The 18,773-nt window shown below is 40.5% G+C and carries 11 protein-coding genes; 5 read left to right on the forward strand and 6 right to left on the reverse strand.

From position 1 onward, the window contains the following. Nucleotides 1-17: 17 nt before the first annotated feature. The 3 genes from V9G42_10040 to V9G42_10050 all read right to left on the reverse strand — a co-directional run bounded on the left by V9G42_10040 (nt 18) and on the right by V9G42_10050 (nt 4,083). A complete protein-coding gene (locus tag V9G42_10040) occupies nt 18-2,111 on the reverse strand; it encodes a hypothetical protein (GenBank protein ID MEI2759752.1) in 2,094 nt (697 codons plus the stop codon). Further along, entirely contained in the window at nt 2,101-2,916 is an 816-nt protein-coding gene (locus tag V9G42_10045; GenBank protein ID MEI2759753.1) for a hydroxymethylglutaryl-CoA lyase, read from the reverse strand. Before V9G42_10045 ends, V9G42_10040 begins: the two co-directional genes overlap by 11 nt. A gap of 135 nt (nt 2,917-3,051) precedes the next feature. Continuing rightward, on the reverse strand, nt 3,052-4,083 hold the full coding sequence (locus V9G42_10050; GenBank protein ID MEI2759754.1) for a quinone-dependent dihydroorotate dehydrogenase: 1,032 nt from the start codon (nt 4,081-4,083) through the stop codon (nt 3,052-3,054). Nucleotides 4,084-4,197: 114 nt separating this feature from the next. On the opposite strand from V9G42_10050, the gene V9G42_10055 reads away from it, so the two are divergent. From V9G42_10055 to V9G42_10075, 5 genes are all read left to right on the forward strand, one after another. Continuing rightward, a complete protein-coding gene (locus tag V9G42_10055; GenBank protein ID MEI2759755.1) occupies nt 4,198-4,869 on the forward strand; it encodes a metal-dependent transcriptional regulator in 672 nt (223 codons plus the stop codon). Beyond that, nucleotides 4,866-6,740, forward strand: a complete 1,875-nt coding sequence (locus tag V9G42_10060; protein MEI2759756.1) for an Nramp family divalent metal transporter — start codon at nt 4,866-4,868, stop codon at nt 6,738-6,740. The genes V9G42_10055 and V9G42_10060 overlap by 4 nt, the downstream gene beginning before the upstream one ends. A gap of 19 nt (nt 6,741-6,759) precedes the next feature. Next, nucleotides 6,760-7,221, forward strand: coding sequence for an SsrA-binding protein SmpB (gene smpB, locus V9G42_10065; GenBank protein MEI2759757.1), 462 nt, complete (start codon nt 6,760-6,762; stop codon nt 7,219-7,221). 289 nt (nt 7,222-7,510) lie between these two features. Beyond that, a complete protein-coding gene (gene recA, locus V9G42_10070; protein MEI2759758.1) occupies nt 7,511-8,524 on the forward strand; it encodes a recombinase RecA in 1,014 nt (337 codons plus the stop codon). A gap of 97 nt (nt 8,525-8,621) precedes the next feature. Next, nucleotides 8,622-9,617 (forward strand): tetratricopeptide repeat protein, encoded by a 996-nt coding sequence (locus V9G42_10075; GenBank protein ID MEI2759759.1) that lies wholly within the window; start codon nt 8,622-8,624, stop codon nt 9,615-9,617. Nucleotides 9,618-9,641: 24 nt separating this feature from the next. Here the strand turns inward: V9G42_10075 and V9G42_10080 are convergent, their stop codons facing one another. From V9G42_10080 to V9G42_10090, 3 genes are read right to left on the reverse strand one after another with little or no spacing between them, the layout of a single operon-like run. Then, entirely contained in the window at nt 9,642-11,369 is a 1,728-nt protein-coding gene (locus V9G42_10080; protein MEI2759760.1) for a T9SS type A sorting domain-containing protein, read from the reverse strand. A gap of 8 nt (nt 11,370-11,377) precedes the next feature. Continuing rightward, nucleotides 11,378-13,102, reverse strand: coding sequence for a T9SS type A sorting domain-containing protein (locus V9G42_10085; GenBank protein ID MEI2759761.1), 1,725 nt, complete (start codon nt 13,100-13,102; stop codon nt 11,378-11,380). 8 nt (nt 13,103-13,110) lie between these two features. Then, nucleotides 13,111-18,696: a PKD domain-containing protein gene (locus tag V9G42_10090; GenBank protein ID MEI2759762.1), complete on the reverse strand. Its 5,586-nt coding sequence runs from the start codon at nt 18,694-18,696 to the stop codon at nt 13,111-13,113. Nucleotides 18,697-18,773 lie beyond the last annotated feature (77 nt).

The following is an 18,773-nucleotide window of genomic DNA, read 5'->3' on the forward strand; positions in this document are numbered from 1 at the left end:
ACTATGCTAACAAACTCCTATTTTCCTAACTGTTCTTTATACCTTCTCAATTCATTGTTGTAGTTAGACTCAGACATGCTGGTAGTATTTTTAAAGAAATATACTCCACCCCAGTTATAAACCACTTTTGAAAACACATCAGTTGTATTAGATTTTTTAATGATGGTGCGGTAAATTTTCCGGTTGGATTCATCGAGCGTTTCCTCGGTAAGCCCTTCGGCATAATCTTTATCAACAAAAACCGGTAGCGTAGCAGTATTTTGTTTCTTATCATTTTGCTCATTATTTTTTGCCAGAGCCTGCTTTTGAGCTTCGATGTCACGCAGTCGTTGTGCTTCTGCTTCTTCTTGTGCTTTACGTTTTGCTTCAGCAGCTGCTAAGGCCTGTGCTTTAGCTAGGCTGTCCTGTCTTTCTTTTTCTAACGCTGCAAGTCGGGCACGTTCTGCTGCTTCTTCTTTTGCTTTTTTCTCTGCTAATATTTTTGCTTGTGCAATAGAATCCTGACGGGCCTTTTCCAAGGCTGCTAACCTCAACTTTTCTTGCTCTTTGGCCTCAGCTTCTGCTTTGGCTACACTGTCTTTTCTTGCTTTCTCTAACGCAGCCAACCGTGCTGCTTCTGCAACTTTTGCTGCCGCATCTGCTTTGGCAATGCTGTCTTGTCTTGCTTTTTCTAATGCTGCCAATCGTGTAGCTTCTGCTGCTTTTGCTGCCGCATCTGCTTTAGCAATGCTATCCTGACGGGCTTTTTCCAATGCTGCTAAACGGGCTGCTTCTGCCGCCTTTGCTGCTGCATCAACCTTAGCAATGCTGTCTTGTTTTGCTTTTTCCAAGGCTGCCAAACGGGCTTGCTCTTTTGCTTGCTCACGAGCCAACCGCTCTTCTTCTGCTTTAGCCTTGGCAAGAGAGTCTTTACGTTCCTTTTCTAATGCTGCAAGACGTGCTTCTTCTGCTGCCTTTGCTGCTGCATCTGCTTTGGCAATGCTATCCTGTCGTGCTTTCTCTAATGCTGCTAAACGGGCTTGCTCCTTGGCTTGTTCTTTTGCCAACCGCTCTTCTTCAGCCTTGGCTTTGGCCAATGAATCTTTTTTCTCTTTTTCCAATGCAGCCAATCGTGCTGCTTCTGCCGCTTTTGCTGCTGCATCTGCTTTAGCAATGCTATCTTGTCGTGCTTTCTCTAATGCTGCAAGCTGCTCTTTTGCTGCTGCATCAGCCTTAGCAATACTGTCTTGTCTGGCCTTTTCTAATGCTGCCAAACGCTTTTGTTCCGCTGCCTGCTCACGCGCCAACTGATCGGCAAGTGCATTTGCCTTTGCAATACTATCCTGACGTGCTTTTTCCAGTGCAGCAAGTCGAGCCCGTTCTATTGCATCGGCTTTAAGTTGTGCTGCACGTAAACTGTCTTCCTCATGCTTTTTTGCAGCACTTAAAGCTGCCAATCTTTCCTCTTCTATTTTTTTCTGTTTGGCTTCTTCTGCCTTCTTTGCTGCAAGCTCTGCAAGGCGTGCCTGCTCATCAGCTTTTGCCTGATTGATGGAATCTAAACGTGCTTTTGCCAACGAATCCTTTTTCTGCTTTTCCTGAACTATGGCCTGCTCTTCCAACTGTTTTTTAACCACTTCGTTTTCTTGCTTACGGGCATTGCTGTACTCTAAATCATAATCAAAATCGTCATAAGCATCATTCCAACTCCATTTGGCAACGGGCTTTGACAATTCCTTAGGCTGCTCAACGCCATCAGGCACTTTAAATAATTCTATGCCGAATTTTCTATTCGATAATAACTGATTTTTTACCGGCTCCGGTACGCGGGTATCAAATACAATTGACTTAGTAACACAACCTGCTTTTGAAAATACAAGTGTAAAAACCGCATCAAGGTCAAGGTTTATGATAAACTTACCCCCATTGCCGGAGAGAATGTTGTCCACTTGTTCATTACCTTTCATTATACTGATTTCTGCTCCTTCAAGGCCTTTACCGCTTTGTTTAACGTTACCTAAAAGCTCGAGGCTGCCTTTTTGTGCATGAACGAGGGTTGAAGATGCTAAGCCGAGTATTACTAAAAGCGTAAAAATTTTTTTAGTGAATGAAATTGTTTTTTTAATGTTCATTGAAGATGCGGTTTGAGAATAAGATGCAATCATTCAGTTTTTGTATATCTATTGTTAAATTTTTATTTTTTCCTAAAAGGTATTGTACTGCATTTTCGGTTGCAAGGTTTCCGGTTAATTTGTCAGTTGCCATTGGGCAGCCGCCAAAGCCCCGAATTGCCGTATCAAATCGCCTGCATCCGGCATCATAAGCCGCTGCCAGCTTGCTAAGCCAGTTACCGGGGGTGGTATGCAAATGGGCTCCAAATTCTACCTTAGGGAATTTTCTGATAACCTCATTAAACAGATATGAAATGTCTGCTTCTTTAGCCACACCAACCGTATCGGCCAGAGAAATTGTTTCGATACCCATGGCCTGAATTTTATCAATCCAACGTGCTGCATAATCAACATTCCATTCATCACCATAAGGATTACCGAAACCCATGGAAATGTAAACGACCAGCTTTTTACCGGAATTGTGTGTCAACTGTTGAATGGTGTTTAAATTTACCAAAGATTCCTGAATTGTGGCATTTGTGTTTCTTTTCTGAAATGTTTCGGAAATAGAAAACGGATAACCCAGATAGGTTATTGCCTGATGCTTTACAGCATCTTCAGCACCACGTACATTAGCAATAATAGCTAGAAGTTTAGTTGAGCTTTTGTTAAGTCCTGCCAATACTTCTGCCGTATCGCGCATTTGTGGAATGGCTTTAGGCGAAACAAAACTGCCAAAGTCAATGGTATCGAAACCCACTTCAAGCAACTTGTTGATGTACTCAATTTTTAAGTCCGTGGGAACAAAATCATGCATTCCCTGCATGGCATCACGAGGACATTCTATTATTTTCAATTTTTCCGGCAATGTGATTCATTGGTTTTAATGACGTTTCAAATATAAAAAAGTAATTAAAGTACTTCCACAGCAATGACAGCAAGTATTCAACAAACTAGTTTTTCATCTTTTTATCATAGCATGATTGATTTTTTTAACCAATCCTGGTCCCTCATAAATAAAACCCGTATAAAGCTGCACCAACTTGGCTCCAGCCTCTATTTTTTCAATAGCATCAGATGCAGAATGAATTCCACCCACACCAATGATGTCAAATTTTACCTTTTTTGTCTGAGAAAGATAACGGATTATTTCTGTTGAATGGCTTCTCAGAGGTTTGCCGCTTAAACCACCTGCACCTATATTTTCAATTGTTTCAGTATCAGTTTTTAATTCCTCCCTACTTATGGTAGTATTACTGATAATCAATCCATTCAGTTTAGTTTCTTCAACTAAAACTGCAATTTCGTCTATTTGTTCAAAAGTAAGGTCAGGCGCTATTTTTAAAAAGACAGGTTTTGGATTTCTATAGCTTCTGTTCTTTTGTTGAATACCGTTCAATAGTTTTGTCAATGGTTCTATTTCCTGTAATGCACGCAGACCCGGAGTGTTTGGCGAACTCACATTTATCACAAAATAGTCCACCACATCAAACAATTTTTCAAAACAAATCAGATAGTCATCAAGCGCATCTTCATTGGCAGTGAGTTTGTTTTTTCCAATATTTCCACCAATTAAAACACCTGTCTTTCGTTTTTTAAGTCGTTCAACAACGGCATCAACACCTTCATTGTTAAATCCCATTCTATTAATCAGAGCCTCATCTGCCGGAAGTCTGAATAATCGGGGTTTGGGATTACCCGGTTGCTGACGTGGTGTTACGGTTCCGATTTCAATGAATCCAAAACCAAAAGCTGCTAATTCATCAAATAGATAAGCATCTTTATCAAACCCGGCTGCCAGCCCTACCGGTGAACTAAATTTAAGATTCCCTAAAACAACCGGTAACTGTTTGCCATCAATAACATATAAAGATTTTATGATAGTACTAACACCCGGAATTTTAAATGCCATTTTCAACATTTTAAACACAAGATGATGTGCCTGTTCCGGAGAGAATAGAAACAGAAAAGGTTTGATTAAAAGTTTATACATAGTGCAAAACTAAAACTAAACCAGCAGAATTGGGTAACTAAGTAATCTTTATGTTTGATTATTTTTTTAGACGAATCTAATTTTTATTCTTACATTTGTCTAAATTTTGAAAACATGTATTATCAATTATCACCTACCGAGCAGAACTATATTAAGCAGATTTATACACTTTCTGATGGAAATCATCAAAATGTGTTGACCTCTGACCTTGCTGCAGCAATAAAGATTAAAGCTGCCACAGCTACCGATATGTTATCGAGGCTATCAGAAAAAAAGCTGGTTGACTATGAAAAATATTATGGTGCAAGGCTGACTGACAAAGGCAAGCAGGTGGCATTAAACATTATCAGAAAGCATCGTTTATGGGAGGTATTTTTATCAGAAAAACTAGGTTTCAGCTGGGATGAAGTGCATGAAATGGCCGAAGAGTTAGAACATGCCACCAGCGATGAATTAAGCAACCGGTTAGAACATTTTTTAGGCAACCCAAAAACTGACCCGCATGGTGACCCTATTCCGAATCGCAAAGGTGAAATAGAAAAATTAAAAACCGTTCGCCTTTCTGAAGCCGGGCAAAACAGTATTGTTGAAATACGTTCTGTGGAAGATCAGAACCCTGCCTTATTGAAATTTTTATCTAAGCATCGGCTGACCCCGGGAGCAAGATTACTCATAAAAGACATTAATCAGTTCGACAATTCTTTAGAAGTAAAAGTTAACAATAAAAAAGTATTGCAGATCAGTCGTGATGTTGCAGAGAATTTGTGGATTATCAGAGTAAAATGAAGAAGCAAAAAGAATTTCAGCCCTCGCTGCAGGAGGTTAATGCATCGGTTGACACTTCCGGAAAGCGCTCAATGTTTAAAAAGATTTTTGCCTTCTTCGGTCCGGCATATTTGGTCAGCGTTGGCTATATGGACCCCGGCAACTGGGCAACAGACATTGCAGGCGGAAGTAAGTTTGGCTATCAGCTGCTTTGGGTGTTGCTAATGAGTAATCTTATTGCATTGCTGCTTCAAAGCCTGAGTGCCCGTTTAGGAATTGTTCGTAACCGCGACCTTGCACAGGCATCGAGAGAAACCTATCCGCATTTTGTAAATATATGCCTGTATGTACTTGCAGAAATTGCCATTGCAGCCTGCGATCTTGCAGAAGTATTAGGTATGGCCATTGGACTGCAATTGCTTTTTGGAATTTCTCTTGCCACAGGTGTAATAATAACTGTATTGGACACTTTTTTGCTTTTGTTTCTCATCAATTTAGGTATCAGAAAAATGGAGGCTTTTATTATTTCTTTAGTTGCAATAATCGGCTTTTCATTTTTAGCTGAGATATTTTTTGCCAAACCCAACATGGCAGAAGTTGCCTCAGGGCTTATACCTTCTGCATTGAGTAATGAGGCACTGTATATTGCTATTGGAATAATAGGTGCCACTGTTATGCCTCACAATCTTTATCTGCATTCATCATTGGTGCAGACACGAAAAATTGAAAAAAGTAGCAAATCTATCTGGCGTGCAATCCGCTTTAATATTGCCGACAGTGCAATTGCATTGAACATGGCATTCTTTGTCAATGCAGCCATTTTAGTGCTTGCTGCAGCAGTGTTTCACAAGTCAGGACTTTTTGAAATTGCAGAAATTCAGGATGCACATCAATTACTTGCTCCCATGTTGGGAAACAATCTTGCCCCTATTCTTTTTGCGGTAGCATTAATTGCAGCAGGACAAAGTTCTACCATCACCGGAACATTAGCAGGACAGATTGTTATGGAAGGCTATATTAACCTTCGTATTCAACCTTGGGTGCGCAGATTAGTTACACGCCTTATCGCAATTGTGCCTGCACTCATCACCATTCATGTTTTTGGAGAAAGAAGCACCGGTGAGTTGCTTGTTTTAAGTCAGGTGATTCTTAGTTTACAGTTGGGCTTTGCAGTGATTCCACTCATTCATTTTGTGAGTGACAGAAATAAAATGGGCGAATTTGCCATTGGGCCGGTCATTAAAACTTTGTCATGGGTGTGTGCTCTGATCATTGTTGGGTTAAACATTAAACTTGTTGCAGAAGAAGTGAGTGTTATCTTTCACAGCGACACACTTTTGTTATGGAAAATATTATTAGGCATTGCATGTGCAGGCATTGGATGGTTGTTGCTTCTGACAATTTTCTATCCAATAATCGGTAAAACCTCATTTCGGTCAAAAGTATTTCATGACACACCAAGTCAGATTTCAACTCCGGAAAACGTAAAATACAAACGCATTGCCATTGCATTGGATTTTAGTTCGAGTGATAAAAAAGCCATTGAAAATGCTTTAAGTGTTGGCGGACTAAATACACACTACCTATTGATTCATGCTGTGGAAAGTGCAGGTGCATTAACCTTCGGTAAAGAAATTGAAGACATGGAAAGTGAACATGACAAACAACACTTAGAACATTATATTAAAACATTGAAAGGCATGGGTTATTTTGCCGAGTATCAGATTGCGCATGGCAACCCCGGAAATGTTATTCCTGAAATTGTAAATGATTTTGATGCAAGTTTAATTGTAATGGGACAGCATGGTCATAAAGGATTAAAAGATTTTTTACTTGGAACAACAATTGACAAAGTACGGCACAAAGTGAAATGCCCAATGTTGGTAGTATAATTTTATTTTTGCAACCGTTATGGCTAAAAAAGATTTTGCTCCCGAAACTGTCAATAAAAAAGCTTCTTTCGACTATTTTTTTGAGCAGAAGTTTGAAGCCGGCATCGTACTTACGGGTACTGAGGTAAAATCATTGCGCAAGGCACAAGTAAATTTAACTGATGCCTATTGTGTTTTTAAAAACAATGAACTGTGGGTAAAAAACATTCACATTGCAGAGTACAAGCAAGGCGGATATGCAAATCACATTGCTAAGTCCGACAGAAAATTACTGATGCATAAACGTGAGTTGGTAAAACTTCAAACCAAATTAAAAACCAAGGGTACAACATTAATTCCAACACGTATTTACTTTAATGAAAAGGGATTTGCAAAACTTGAAATTGCTTTAGCCAGAGGAAAGAAAATGTTTGATAAAAGACAAACAGAAAAAGAACAGGAAGCAAAAAGAGAAGTTGCCCGTGTGATGAAGCGTTTCTGAGAATCTGAATAAAAATCCCTTTTAGCAGTAATTATACCTAACAATCATATAACACATTGATTATATGCCGTTTACATAAATTCATTTAAAACCTTAAAATTTCCAATTTGATTGTAATGCAGTCACTAAACCTGTTGATTTAAAAATAAAAATCAGACCTAAATAACAGATTTACAATCACAACGAGGACGGCATTGCCGCTGTTGAAAACAAAATATTGAATTTTCATAAATCAGAATTGCCGAAAACCATTACTTTGTCGGAATAAACATTCAAAAAAATAAGACACATGAGCACAGTACAAGCACCCGACAAAGAGAAATTAAAAGTTTTACAAGCCGCCATTGAGCGCATAGATAAGACCTATGGTAAAGGCACTATTATGCGCATGGGCGAAGATGCCATTGAACCGGTTGAAGCCATACAGACAGGAAGTATTTCATTAGATATTGCTTTAGGCATTAACGGACTTCCTAAAGGACGTGTAATTGAAATTTATGGACCCGAATCTTCAGGTAAAACAACATTAGCCATTCACGCTATTGCCAACGTACAAAAAAATGGTGGCATTGCAGCCTATATAGATGCAGAACATGCATTCGATCGTTTTTATGCTCAAAAATTAGGTTGTGATATTGAGAATCTTCTAATATCGCAACCCGACAATGGCGAGCAGGCACTTGAAATTGCAGACAACCTTATTCGATCCGGTGCCATTGATATAATCGTTATTGACTCTGTTGCTGCCCTAACGCCAAAGAGTGAAATTGAAGGCGAAATGGGCGATTCTAAAATGGGATTGCAGGCACGATTGATGTCACAGGCATTGCGTAAACTTACTGCAAGTATCAATCGCACTAAATGTTGCTGCATTTTTATCAATCAGCTTCGCGAAAAAATTGGGGTCATGTTTGGAAATCCTGAAACAACAACCGGTGGTAATGCATTGAAATATTATGCATCAATACGTTTAGACATTCGCAGAATTGGACAGATAAAAGATGGTGACAGTGTTGCAGGTAACCGCACACGTGTTAAAGTGGTTAAAAACAAAGTAGCTCCTCCATTCCGTCAGGCAGAATTTGACATTATGTATGGCGAAGGAATTTCTAAAACCGGAGAACTTGTTGACCTTGGTGTTGAACTAAACATTGTAAAGAAAAGCGGTTCGTGGTTCAGCTATGGCGATACCAAACTTGGTCAGGGACGTGATTCGGTGAAACAACTTTTTGCCGACAATCCTGAGCTTGCCGATGAGATTGAAAATAAGATTAAAGAAGCCATGAATTTAAAAACAGCTTAGAAAAATAATTATTTGTTTATTGGTAAAAGAAAGGAGCTGCCGAATTTCGGTGGCTTTTTTCATTATATAACGATATTTGCACAACAATAATATAAAAATGAGATTTACAGGATTCTACTTAGTTTGCACTTCAGTGCTTCTGATAGCAGCATGCACCAATAACAAAAATGAAACTAAGGAAACAAAAGATAAAATTGCTTTACTCACAGAAAACATAAAAGCCGACAGCACCAATCCAAAAAACTATTTCGACCGTGCCACTGCCTATGCCCAAAAAAGTATGTTTGATTTGGCGTATTTCGATATGGAAAAAGCCATTAACATCAAACCATCCGACCCGGAATATCTGATGCTTTATTCCGACCTTAGTTTCAGAATGAATAAAGTAAAAGACGCTCGCAATGCATTAGTGAAAGTGCGCCAAATGCAACCTTCAAACTTTGATGCTGCTTTTAAGTTAGCCGAAATATTTTTATATACCAACAATCAGGAGCAGTCATTACTTTACTTAGATACGGTATTACAGAAAGACCCAAAAAACACCAAGGCTTTACTGATGCAGGGTTTTAACTTAAAAGAGAAAAAAGATACAGCAGCTGCCATCACAGCTTTCAGAAATGCTGTTGCCATAGATCCACAATTTTATGAAGCACAGATTCAATTAGGTTTATTGATGTATTTGCAGAACAACAAACTTTGTGTGGACTATTATACAAATGCATTAAAAATTAAACCAAACAGCGAAGAAGCTATGTACGGACTTGGTTTATGGTATCAGGACAATCAGGAGTTTAACAAAGCCATACAGTTTTATACAGACATTATTCAGATAAACCCAAAAAACAAGAATGCGCATTTCAACTTAGGCTACATACATCATGAATACCTGAAAGTTTATGACCAGGCAATTAAACACTATACCGATGCCATTAATGCAGACCCCAACTATGCAGAAGCCTATTACAATCGTGGATTGTGTTATGAATATGTAGGCAATATTACTGCTGCCAAAGAGGATTACACCAAAGCATTACAATTGAGACAAAATAATTATCCACATGCTAAAGAGGGTTTAGAAAGGGTTTCAAGGTAATATTCATGTTAAAAAATTTCACCCCTACTCCCTCACAAACTTGGCAGTTGACAGATACCCATTGCCTGTGGCTTTTACAATGTACATGCCCGGTGAGAATGACGATACTTCTATCTTAACTAACAGTTCTTTACTCAGTATTTTTTTGCTCAATATTTTTTTGCCTACAACATCATAAACTGTTATGTTGGTAATACCTTGCACTTTATTCTGAATATTTATTTCTGTTGTTGCCGGGTTAGGATATAAAAACAAATCTTCTGCCGGAATAGACTCCTGTTCGGCTATGCCCACCGTACAGTTAGTACCCCACTTGGCTATAAAACCATCGGATTCACCTCCCTGAAAAGGGTAGGTTACACCATTTAGGGTTAAACTGCTTCTGTTGCTACCGCCAACATAAACGTTGCCGCTGCTATCGTGCGTTATACACTGTGGCTCATCACCACTACCCATGCTTGTGATTTTTGTCCCGGATGTAATTACTCCTGATGGTGATACCTCTGCTAAAAAAATATCCGTTAATCCTGTGCTTGCAAAAGAATCCGTACCAAACTTAGCCGGTCCGCCAAAAAAACCGCTGTAGTATGATACTCCATTGCTCAAAGTTGTTATACCTCCTGTTGCCCAACTACCATATTTATGTTGGGAGTTTGTAAACCACGTACAAACACCATTTGAGTTAAACTTTGCAACAAAAGGTATATCCATATATATGTTAGTACTTAAACTATTTGTTGGTGAGAAACCATCAATATTTGCAGCAGTATTAAGTCCTCCTGTTAATAATATATCTGGCCCAAACATAGATAACCCATAGCCTTTGTTAAAGCTATAAACTGTATCACCAAAATTACGAGCCCACTGAAACTGCCCTGTCGAATCAAATTTAACTAAGAATATATTACAACATGTGGGGCAGGCTGCATTATACGGTTTGTAAAGTACTGTATCTCCAATTACCATAGAGTCTAAATAAAAAAATCCTGTAATGTACTGATCGCCTGTTGGGCTTATTTTGTAATCATTTTGTCTTGGACCATATACACTACCTAAGTTCTGAAGCCTGTTAATATTTCCGGAAGTATCAAAACGTGCTGAAAAGCACCAGCTTAAACTAATATTATAGCCCGGGAAAAAAACTCCCGAAGAACCTCCACCTCCAGTACCGTAAACATTAATCATATCGTCATCTGTAATTTGAATCTTGAATCCACCTGTCCCGGTTACTCCCGGCCCCGGTCCTGCAATTTTTGCCCATTTATAATTGCCTGACGTATCAAACTTGGCTAAGAAAAAATCATGTGTTTCTTCTGTTATCAGTGTATCAAAAAACTGGGTAGGACTGAATTGGTTGGCACTAATAAATCCAGTAAGATAGATATTGCCATAATCATCCAATGCAAGACCATAAGCCTCTCCATCAGCTGTATTTCCGGTAGAGCCTGCCGTTCTTACCCACACTAAGTTTCCTTCACAGTTTAGCTTAGCCATAAACAAGGTAAAATAGCCCTGATAGGTAGTCATGGTGTCGCCATTAAAGTTGGCTCCATAGCATACCCTTCCACAGACATACACGTTGCCCTGTGCATCGGTCTTTACATCTTTTACCCATTCGTCAGACCCACTGCCACCATTGCCATTGCCGCTATAACCGCCAACACGCGACAGCCACTGCCAACCGGGTGTTTGTGCTGTTGCATTTGCAAACACCATCATGAATAAGAGAAATAATTTTACGTTTGTTTTCATTGTGAATGTTATTTGATGATGATTAATTTTTGAACCAAACAATCTCCTGCATTGCTTTGCAGGGTAACAAAATATATTCCCGGCAGCCATTGCTGTGTAGAGAGTTCCACCAGACCTTCTGTTGCCACTTTTTCGTTATACATTTTTTGTCCAACAGCAGAAGTGATGGTAATAATACCACCTGTACGGGCACTGTAACGTAGGGTAACGCTGTTTTTAGCCGGGTTAGGATATAAAAACAAATCTTCTGCCGGCATAGACTCCTGTTCTGCTATTCCCACCGTACAGTTAGTACCCCACTTGGCTATAAAACCATCGGATTCACCTCCCTGAAAAGGGTAGGATACACCATTTAGGGTTAAACTGCTTCTGTTGCTACCGCCAACATATACGTTGCCGCTGCTATCGTGCGTTATACACTGTGGCTCATCACCGCCACCCATGCTTGTGATTTTTGTCCCGGATGTAATTACTCCCGAAGGCGATACTTCAGCCAAAAAAATATCCGTTAGTACTGTGCTGGCAAAGGAATCTGTACCGAATTTTGCCGGTCCTGAAAAAAAACCACTGTAATAGGACACTCCATTACTCAAAGTAGTTATTCCACCTGTCGCCATGGTAACATATTTATGATGTGAGTTTGTAGCCCAAATGCAATTCCCACTAGGGCTAAATTTTGCAATAAATGGAAAATTAGAATATATACTTGTATCGTAATTATTATGGAATGTGAAACCATCAAACGTTACCGAAGCATTAATACCACCTACTAAAAGAATATTCGGTGGATCAAATGAAATTCCATAACCTTTGTTCCCACTTGGGACACTATCACTTATTTGTTTCACCCATTTAAAATTTCCTGATGAATCAAATTTTGCTAAGAATAAATCACTGCCACCTGATGCTGTTGTAATTTTATATAATGTGGTATCACCAATTACCATAGAGTCTAAATAAAAAAATCCTGTAATGTACTGATCGCCTGTTGGGCTTATTTTATAATCATTTTGTCTTGGACCATATACACTACCTAAGTTCTGAAGCCTGTTAATATTTCCGGAAGTATCAAAACGTGCTGAAAAGCACCAGCTTAAACTAATATTATAGCCCGGGAAAAAAACTCCCGAAGAACCTCCACCTCCAGTACCGTAAACATTAATCATATCGTCATCTGTAATTTGAATCTTGAATCCACCTGTCCCGGTTACTCCCGGCCCCGGCCCTGCAATTTTTGCCCATTTATAATTGCCTGACGTATCAAACTTGGCTAAGAAAAAATCATGTGTTTCTTCTGTTATCAGTGTATCAAAAAACTGGGTAGGACTGAATTGGTTGGCACTAATAAATCCAGTAAGATAGATATTGCCATAATCATCCAATGCAAGACCATAAGCCTCTCCATCAGCTGTATTTCCGGTAGAGCCTGCCGTTCTTACCCACACTAAGTTTCCTTCACAGTTTAGCTTAGCCATAAACAAGGTAAAATAGCCCTGATAGGTAGTCATGGTGTCGCCATTAAAGTTGGCTCCATAGCATACCCTTCCACAGACATACACGTTGCCCTGTGCATCGGTCTTTACATCTTTTACCCATTCGTCAGGCCCACTGCCACCATTGCCATTGCCGCTATAACCGCCAACACGCGACAGCCACTGCCAACCGGGTGTTTGTGCTGTTGCATTTGCAAACACCATCATGAATAAGAGAAATAATTTTAAGTTTGTTTTCATTGTGAATGTTATTTGATGATGATTAATTTTTGAACCAAACAATCTCCTGCATTGCTTTGCAGGGTAACAAAATATATTCCCGGCAGCCATTGCTGTGTAGAAAGTTCTACCAGACCTTCTGTTGTCACTTTTTCGTTATACATTTTTTGTCCAACAGCAGAAGTGATGGTAATAATACCACCTGTACGGGCACTGTAACGTAGGGTAACGCTGTTTTTAGCGGGGTTAGGCATCAGGCTTAGTGTCGAAATCTGAACAGCATCGTTACCATCATTTTGATAGCTTACCCGAAGCAGTGGTGCGGTAGTGTTTTTCTCTCCGTTTCTTGAGATAATACCACAAGGAGGCAAATTACCAGAGCAACCAGATGTTTTACAAGCTGTGTAGGTAGTAAAATTATAGCCATGTAAAGTTATGCAAAAGAAACTTGCATTATTGTTTACGGTTATTGAACTGTTGATAATAGTCGTGCCGGGACCAACCGTGGCCGGCATGGTGCCTAAAACACCACCCTGAGCCGTGAACATAGAGAATAGCTGTGGCGAATTTAGCAGCGTAAGTGTAAAACTATAGATTCTGTTGCCATTGGCATCATGACCAATACATTGAACATTGTCTATTTTAGCTTCTGTGCCACAGCCTACAGGAACTCCGCATTTGGGCAATTTCATACAATAGAGGTAGTTGCAGCTGCACTCCGGCTTGTTAGGATCAGTTATGTTAATGTCAAAACAAACATTGTTCGGGTAAGCACTGTAGGTTGATAATATGCCGGTGAGCAGTTGCGGTGGATTTGAATTCGGCAGCATTGACACTCCGCCATCTGGCGAAGTCACCATGACATTGGGATTAGCAGAACAACTGTAGTTGGTTACTATCTCGAAGTGATAATTATTCAATGATTGTACATCACCATTTACTTCGTTCATGCAGTAAATTTTACCTTCGGGATAAAGCCTGCAAGGGCATGGTATAATGGTAATTTCAAGAGCATCAGACATCATTTCGCAATTTGTCCCATCAGGATATGCAACTACCAACTGTAGTCTTACTACATACACACCCGGGCTGAGCAATCCCATATTAAGATTTTGGACCGGGCTTTGCTGTCCCGAAGTTTGAGCAACACCATCAACATACCATATCCATTTTTCAAATGACAAATTTCCACTACCGAATACGGTTACAGGCAACGTGTCGCAATATTGTACACAGCCTGTCATCATAAATCCTGAATAGGGGTTTTCATGCACTTCAAAGGTTGCATGATTAGTACAGCCATTGGCATCAGTGAGTGTTGCCTGATAGCCACCGGCATTGTAAACCGTAACAACAGGTCCGCTTGCGCCATTGCTCCAGTTTACCCAGTAGGTACCGGCATTCATAACTGTCAGGTCTATGGGATGTCCTTCGCAGGCATGTGCTACACTGCTTTGAATATCGGGCAATGGGGGCAACGGATTTACATCAACATCCACAGAGGTGCTGCGGCTGCAGCCGTTTGTGGTAATGTCAAGTGTTACATGATAGGTTCCGGCAACGGCACCTGCAATATGAATGGACGATTGACTAAAGGTTGTAGTAACATTATTGGGGTCAACCACTGTCCAGTTATACTGTACGGCACTACCTTGATTACCATCTAAATTTATGGCATCGCCTTCGCACAGTGTCAAATCACCCCAAACAACAGGCTTTGGTACATTAACCACTGCTGCCTGACCCGGTTTTGCCGGACTGTAGCTGCAGCCGTTATTATCACTAACGGTAACAAAATATTGCCCTGTTTGAATTACCGTTAGTGTAGGTGTGGTAATTCCTCCTGTCCATAACCATGAGGTGGGTTGTGTGTAAGGTCCTGGAGTTGTAATAAAATCTAACTCCAAACTTCCATTTGCTCCCGGGCAAAAAGACACAGATGCAGGGCTTATTACCCCTCCTAATTGATTGTCGTTAACCGTTACCTGTTGTGTGCTTGTGTAGGTGCAGCCGTATTTGTCGGTAACGGTTAGTTGTACATTATAAATAATGAATCCAGCTCCAAACACTTTCAGCGCATTAATAGAGGAAGCCGGGTTTTGTGGGATAAAAGTAGCACCATCATTAAAATCCCAAAGGGCATGATGCACGTTGGTGTTGCTTGCCGTTAGCTGCACTACCGTTTGCGCCTTGCAAAAGGGTCCTCCTGCAACGGTAAATGATGCTACGGGTGGTGCTGGTATATTTATTGTTAGTGTGCGTTCGCAATATTTGGTACCATTTCCTATTTTTAGTTTAATGTTATAGGTGCCTGCTGCCAAAGTAATGGTTGGGTGGTTGCTTGTGCTTAGCAGTGTGGTGCCTGAATACCACTCCCAAGAGGTTATTGGAGTGATAAAAGCTGATAGGTCAATAAACTCCACATCATAGCTTCCCGGTGTGCTGCTGCAATGCAGCGAGGTTATAAAATCAGGAATAAGGGCTAAAGGTATTGGTGCACAATAATGGTCGCAATACTGTTGCCCGGTATTATCGTAGGCATACAAACAGGCGCTATATTGTCCGGCAGTGCTGTATGTATGTGTTGGATTAGGCTGACTACTAGTAACGCCATCACCAAAATCCAATAAGAAACTTGCCTGTGTAGGATTGAAGCTCTCTGTAAAATCTATCGTTTGACAATCTGATGCAGGCGTGGCTGTAAAACTAATGTTTATTGGATCGGGATTACACGGTATAGGATTGGGCGAACAAGTTGAAATTGAAATGGTTTGTGATGATGCGCAACCGGTTACTGTATTGGTAATAGTTATACCGAATGGTTGTGTGTCTAAGTAATTAAGTGTATTAATGTTGGTATTATTGGAGGCATTATTACTCCACGAATAATTAAAGCTACCTGATTGTTGCACTAACGTGGCTGTTATATTGGTCGTAGTTGGTGGGCAGAAATACAAAGGCGAAAGGGTCAGTGAAAGTAAGGGAGCAGGATTAACGTCAACTTTGGTGCTGGCATAAGACTGGCAGCCGCCATCATCAACCGTCAGGGTAACATCAAAGGTTGTGAGGTTGGCACCTTGAGTCAGCACATAAGAATGCGATGCTGTTAATGGGCTGTTGCCGCTATTGCCATCACCAAAACTCCAGGTATAATTACCCGGTAGTGCCGGTACGGCTGTAAATGTTATAGGCGTATTTTCACAAGCAGGATTGGGTGATGCTGTAATAGCCAAAGAAGGTGCTCCGCCCAGTGAAATGTTGGGTGGGTCGAACACCGTATTCGGGTAAGAGATTGGGGGCGAACCACAAAGTGATGTCTTTACCTGAAGATACGTATCGTAAACACCGGAGGGAGAAGGCTGGTTATTCCATTGCACGGTTACACTGGTAGTGCCTTGCCCGCTGATGATGCTGCCTGCTGTAGCTGGAATGATTACCCATTCCAATTGGTCGAATATATAATTACCCTGAGGAGCAGCATTGGAAATCTGATAGGTTACCTGTTTATTTATGCAGGGTGTAAAATTACCGGTTATGACAGGGTTGATGTATAATCTTTCCTGTATAGGCAATACCGTTGGCATTGATTTGCATCCTGTAGAAGACTCTACCTGTACCAAACTGATGGAATAGTTATGCGGAGGCGCTGTATTAATCCAGCCTATTGACAATTCATTGCCTGTGCCTGTTGCAGGCAATCCTTGTGTTGTACTCCATTCTAAATAATATCCGGCATTCAATGTTGTGCCGCTATACAAATGTACTGTGCCCGGACATATTGGGTTATCGCCAACAGGCAGTGCCGGTGCCGGTGGGGCGTCTGTTATTTCAATAGTGATGCTTGCAATGTAATTACAATAACTGTTGGTATTGTCTAATGCTGTAATAATATAGGTGCCACTCGGATAAGTCCACCCTGTAATAGTAAAATCAGGAATACCGGTGCCGCTACCAAGATATATAGTGTTTTGAGAAGCATCTGTCAGAGTCCAATCCAACAGCACGTTATCAGGATTAACAGCAGTTAGCACTACATCTGCTCCCGGACAACTTTTTGTGGGGCCGCTAATGCTAAAAGGCTGCTTGGTTTCAACTGTTATGCTTGCAGTGCCTCCGCAATCTAATAAGGCATTGTTATAATTTACACTTAGGGTTGATGTGCCCGCACTTGCCCAATCTACCAGTATTTCGTTGGTGCCTTGACCTGAAATAATTGTACCATTGCTGCCTGTTATCTGCCAGTTATAAACACAACCCGTCATGGCAGGAACACTGTATTTTGTCTGAGAGCCTTTACATACTAATGTTGGCCCGTCAATACTACTTGTTGTAGAAATAATTGGTATCTCAACACAAGTTTCACTCGGGCAATAATTGCCACACCCACCGTTAGTATTATCTAAACATAAAATTCCATTGCCGCTGCCTCCTGTCCATTCTACCTGTATGCTACTGCCATAAGGCGTTGGTGAAAGTATGTTTCCACCGGTAACTACCCAGTTATAAGAACTGCAATTCACTGCATCGGTATAATATTTACCTGTATCGCCTTGGCATATCGGTGTCGGGCATTCTATATTCACACCATTTACCGGGTCAACTTCTACCGTTACATAACATATGCCTGTACAACCGCAAGCATTGGTTACGGTGAGCGTTACGTGATAGGTTCCGGGGGTTAGCCATGAATGTACTTCATCTCTATGTGTCGAAAAAGTACCATCACCAAAATCCCACAACCAACTTACAATTGGCGAGCCTGAATTTCCAAGATCAGCATTACCAAAAAACAAAGCATTCTGTTCAAGACAGACAGCAATTGAGCCTCCTAAACGACAATCCACATCTCCGGGATATGCAGTTATTATTGCCAGTGGCGATTCAATTATCTCAATGCATTTTTCAGTCGTATTTACACAACCATTGCCATCGGTCTCCGTTACAGAAACCATTCCGTTGCCGGCACTTCCCCACAAAACTCCTATCTCATTGTTTGAAATGACTGTAAAACTTTGTGCCCCTGTTACGCTCCAATTTAATACCGAACCAACGTTAACGGGATTTGCGAAGTAATGAACAGTTCCGTTTTCACAAACATGCCAGCAGGTGTCGTTTACTACTGTGGGCATTACCTGTCCTTCATGCTCTTTATAGATAACACAGTTATTGGTGAAATCTGTGGTTAATACAGGCTGTGGTAATGGGTTTACTGTTACAGCAAGCGATGGTGTTCCTATTACTGTTCCGGAAACATCATACAAAGTAACACCAACAGAGCCTGAACCCACTGCACTCCAACCTATACTCACTGTGCCTGTGCCCGTACTTACGATATAGCCACCGGATACATTCCATGTGTATGTTGCAGGTAATGGTGTTCCGCTGACTGAATATACTGAAATATTATTCATGCAGTCTTCTGTGTTGCCTACTACAGCATATTGCGCCTTTAAAAAGCACGGAAGCAACACCAGCAATAATGCAATAATTCTTGTCTTCAAAACATTTTTCCTTAACCTGCTAAAGGTGCTTTTCAGAAAATTGTTTGCGGGGGGGGGGGGTAATGTAATAGCTCTCATAAACATGGTTTTTTGGTTTGTAATTATGTCATGCATCTATCCAAATGCAAACCAAAATTAAATCTGTTTAATTGAAATTCCAAATTTATTTTGGAAAAATAGTTCACGGTTTT

The organism is Bacteroidia bacterium (genome assembly GCA_037045145.1).
Lineage (GTDB): Bacteria > Bacteroidota > Bacteroidia > AKYH767-A > OLB10 > OLB10.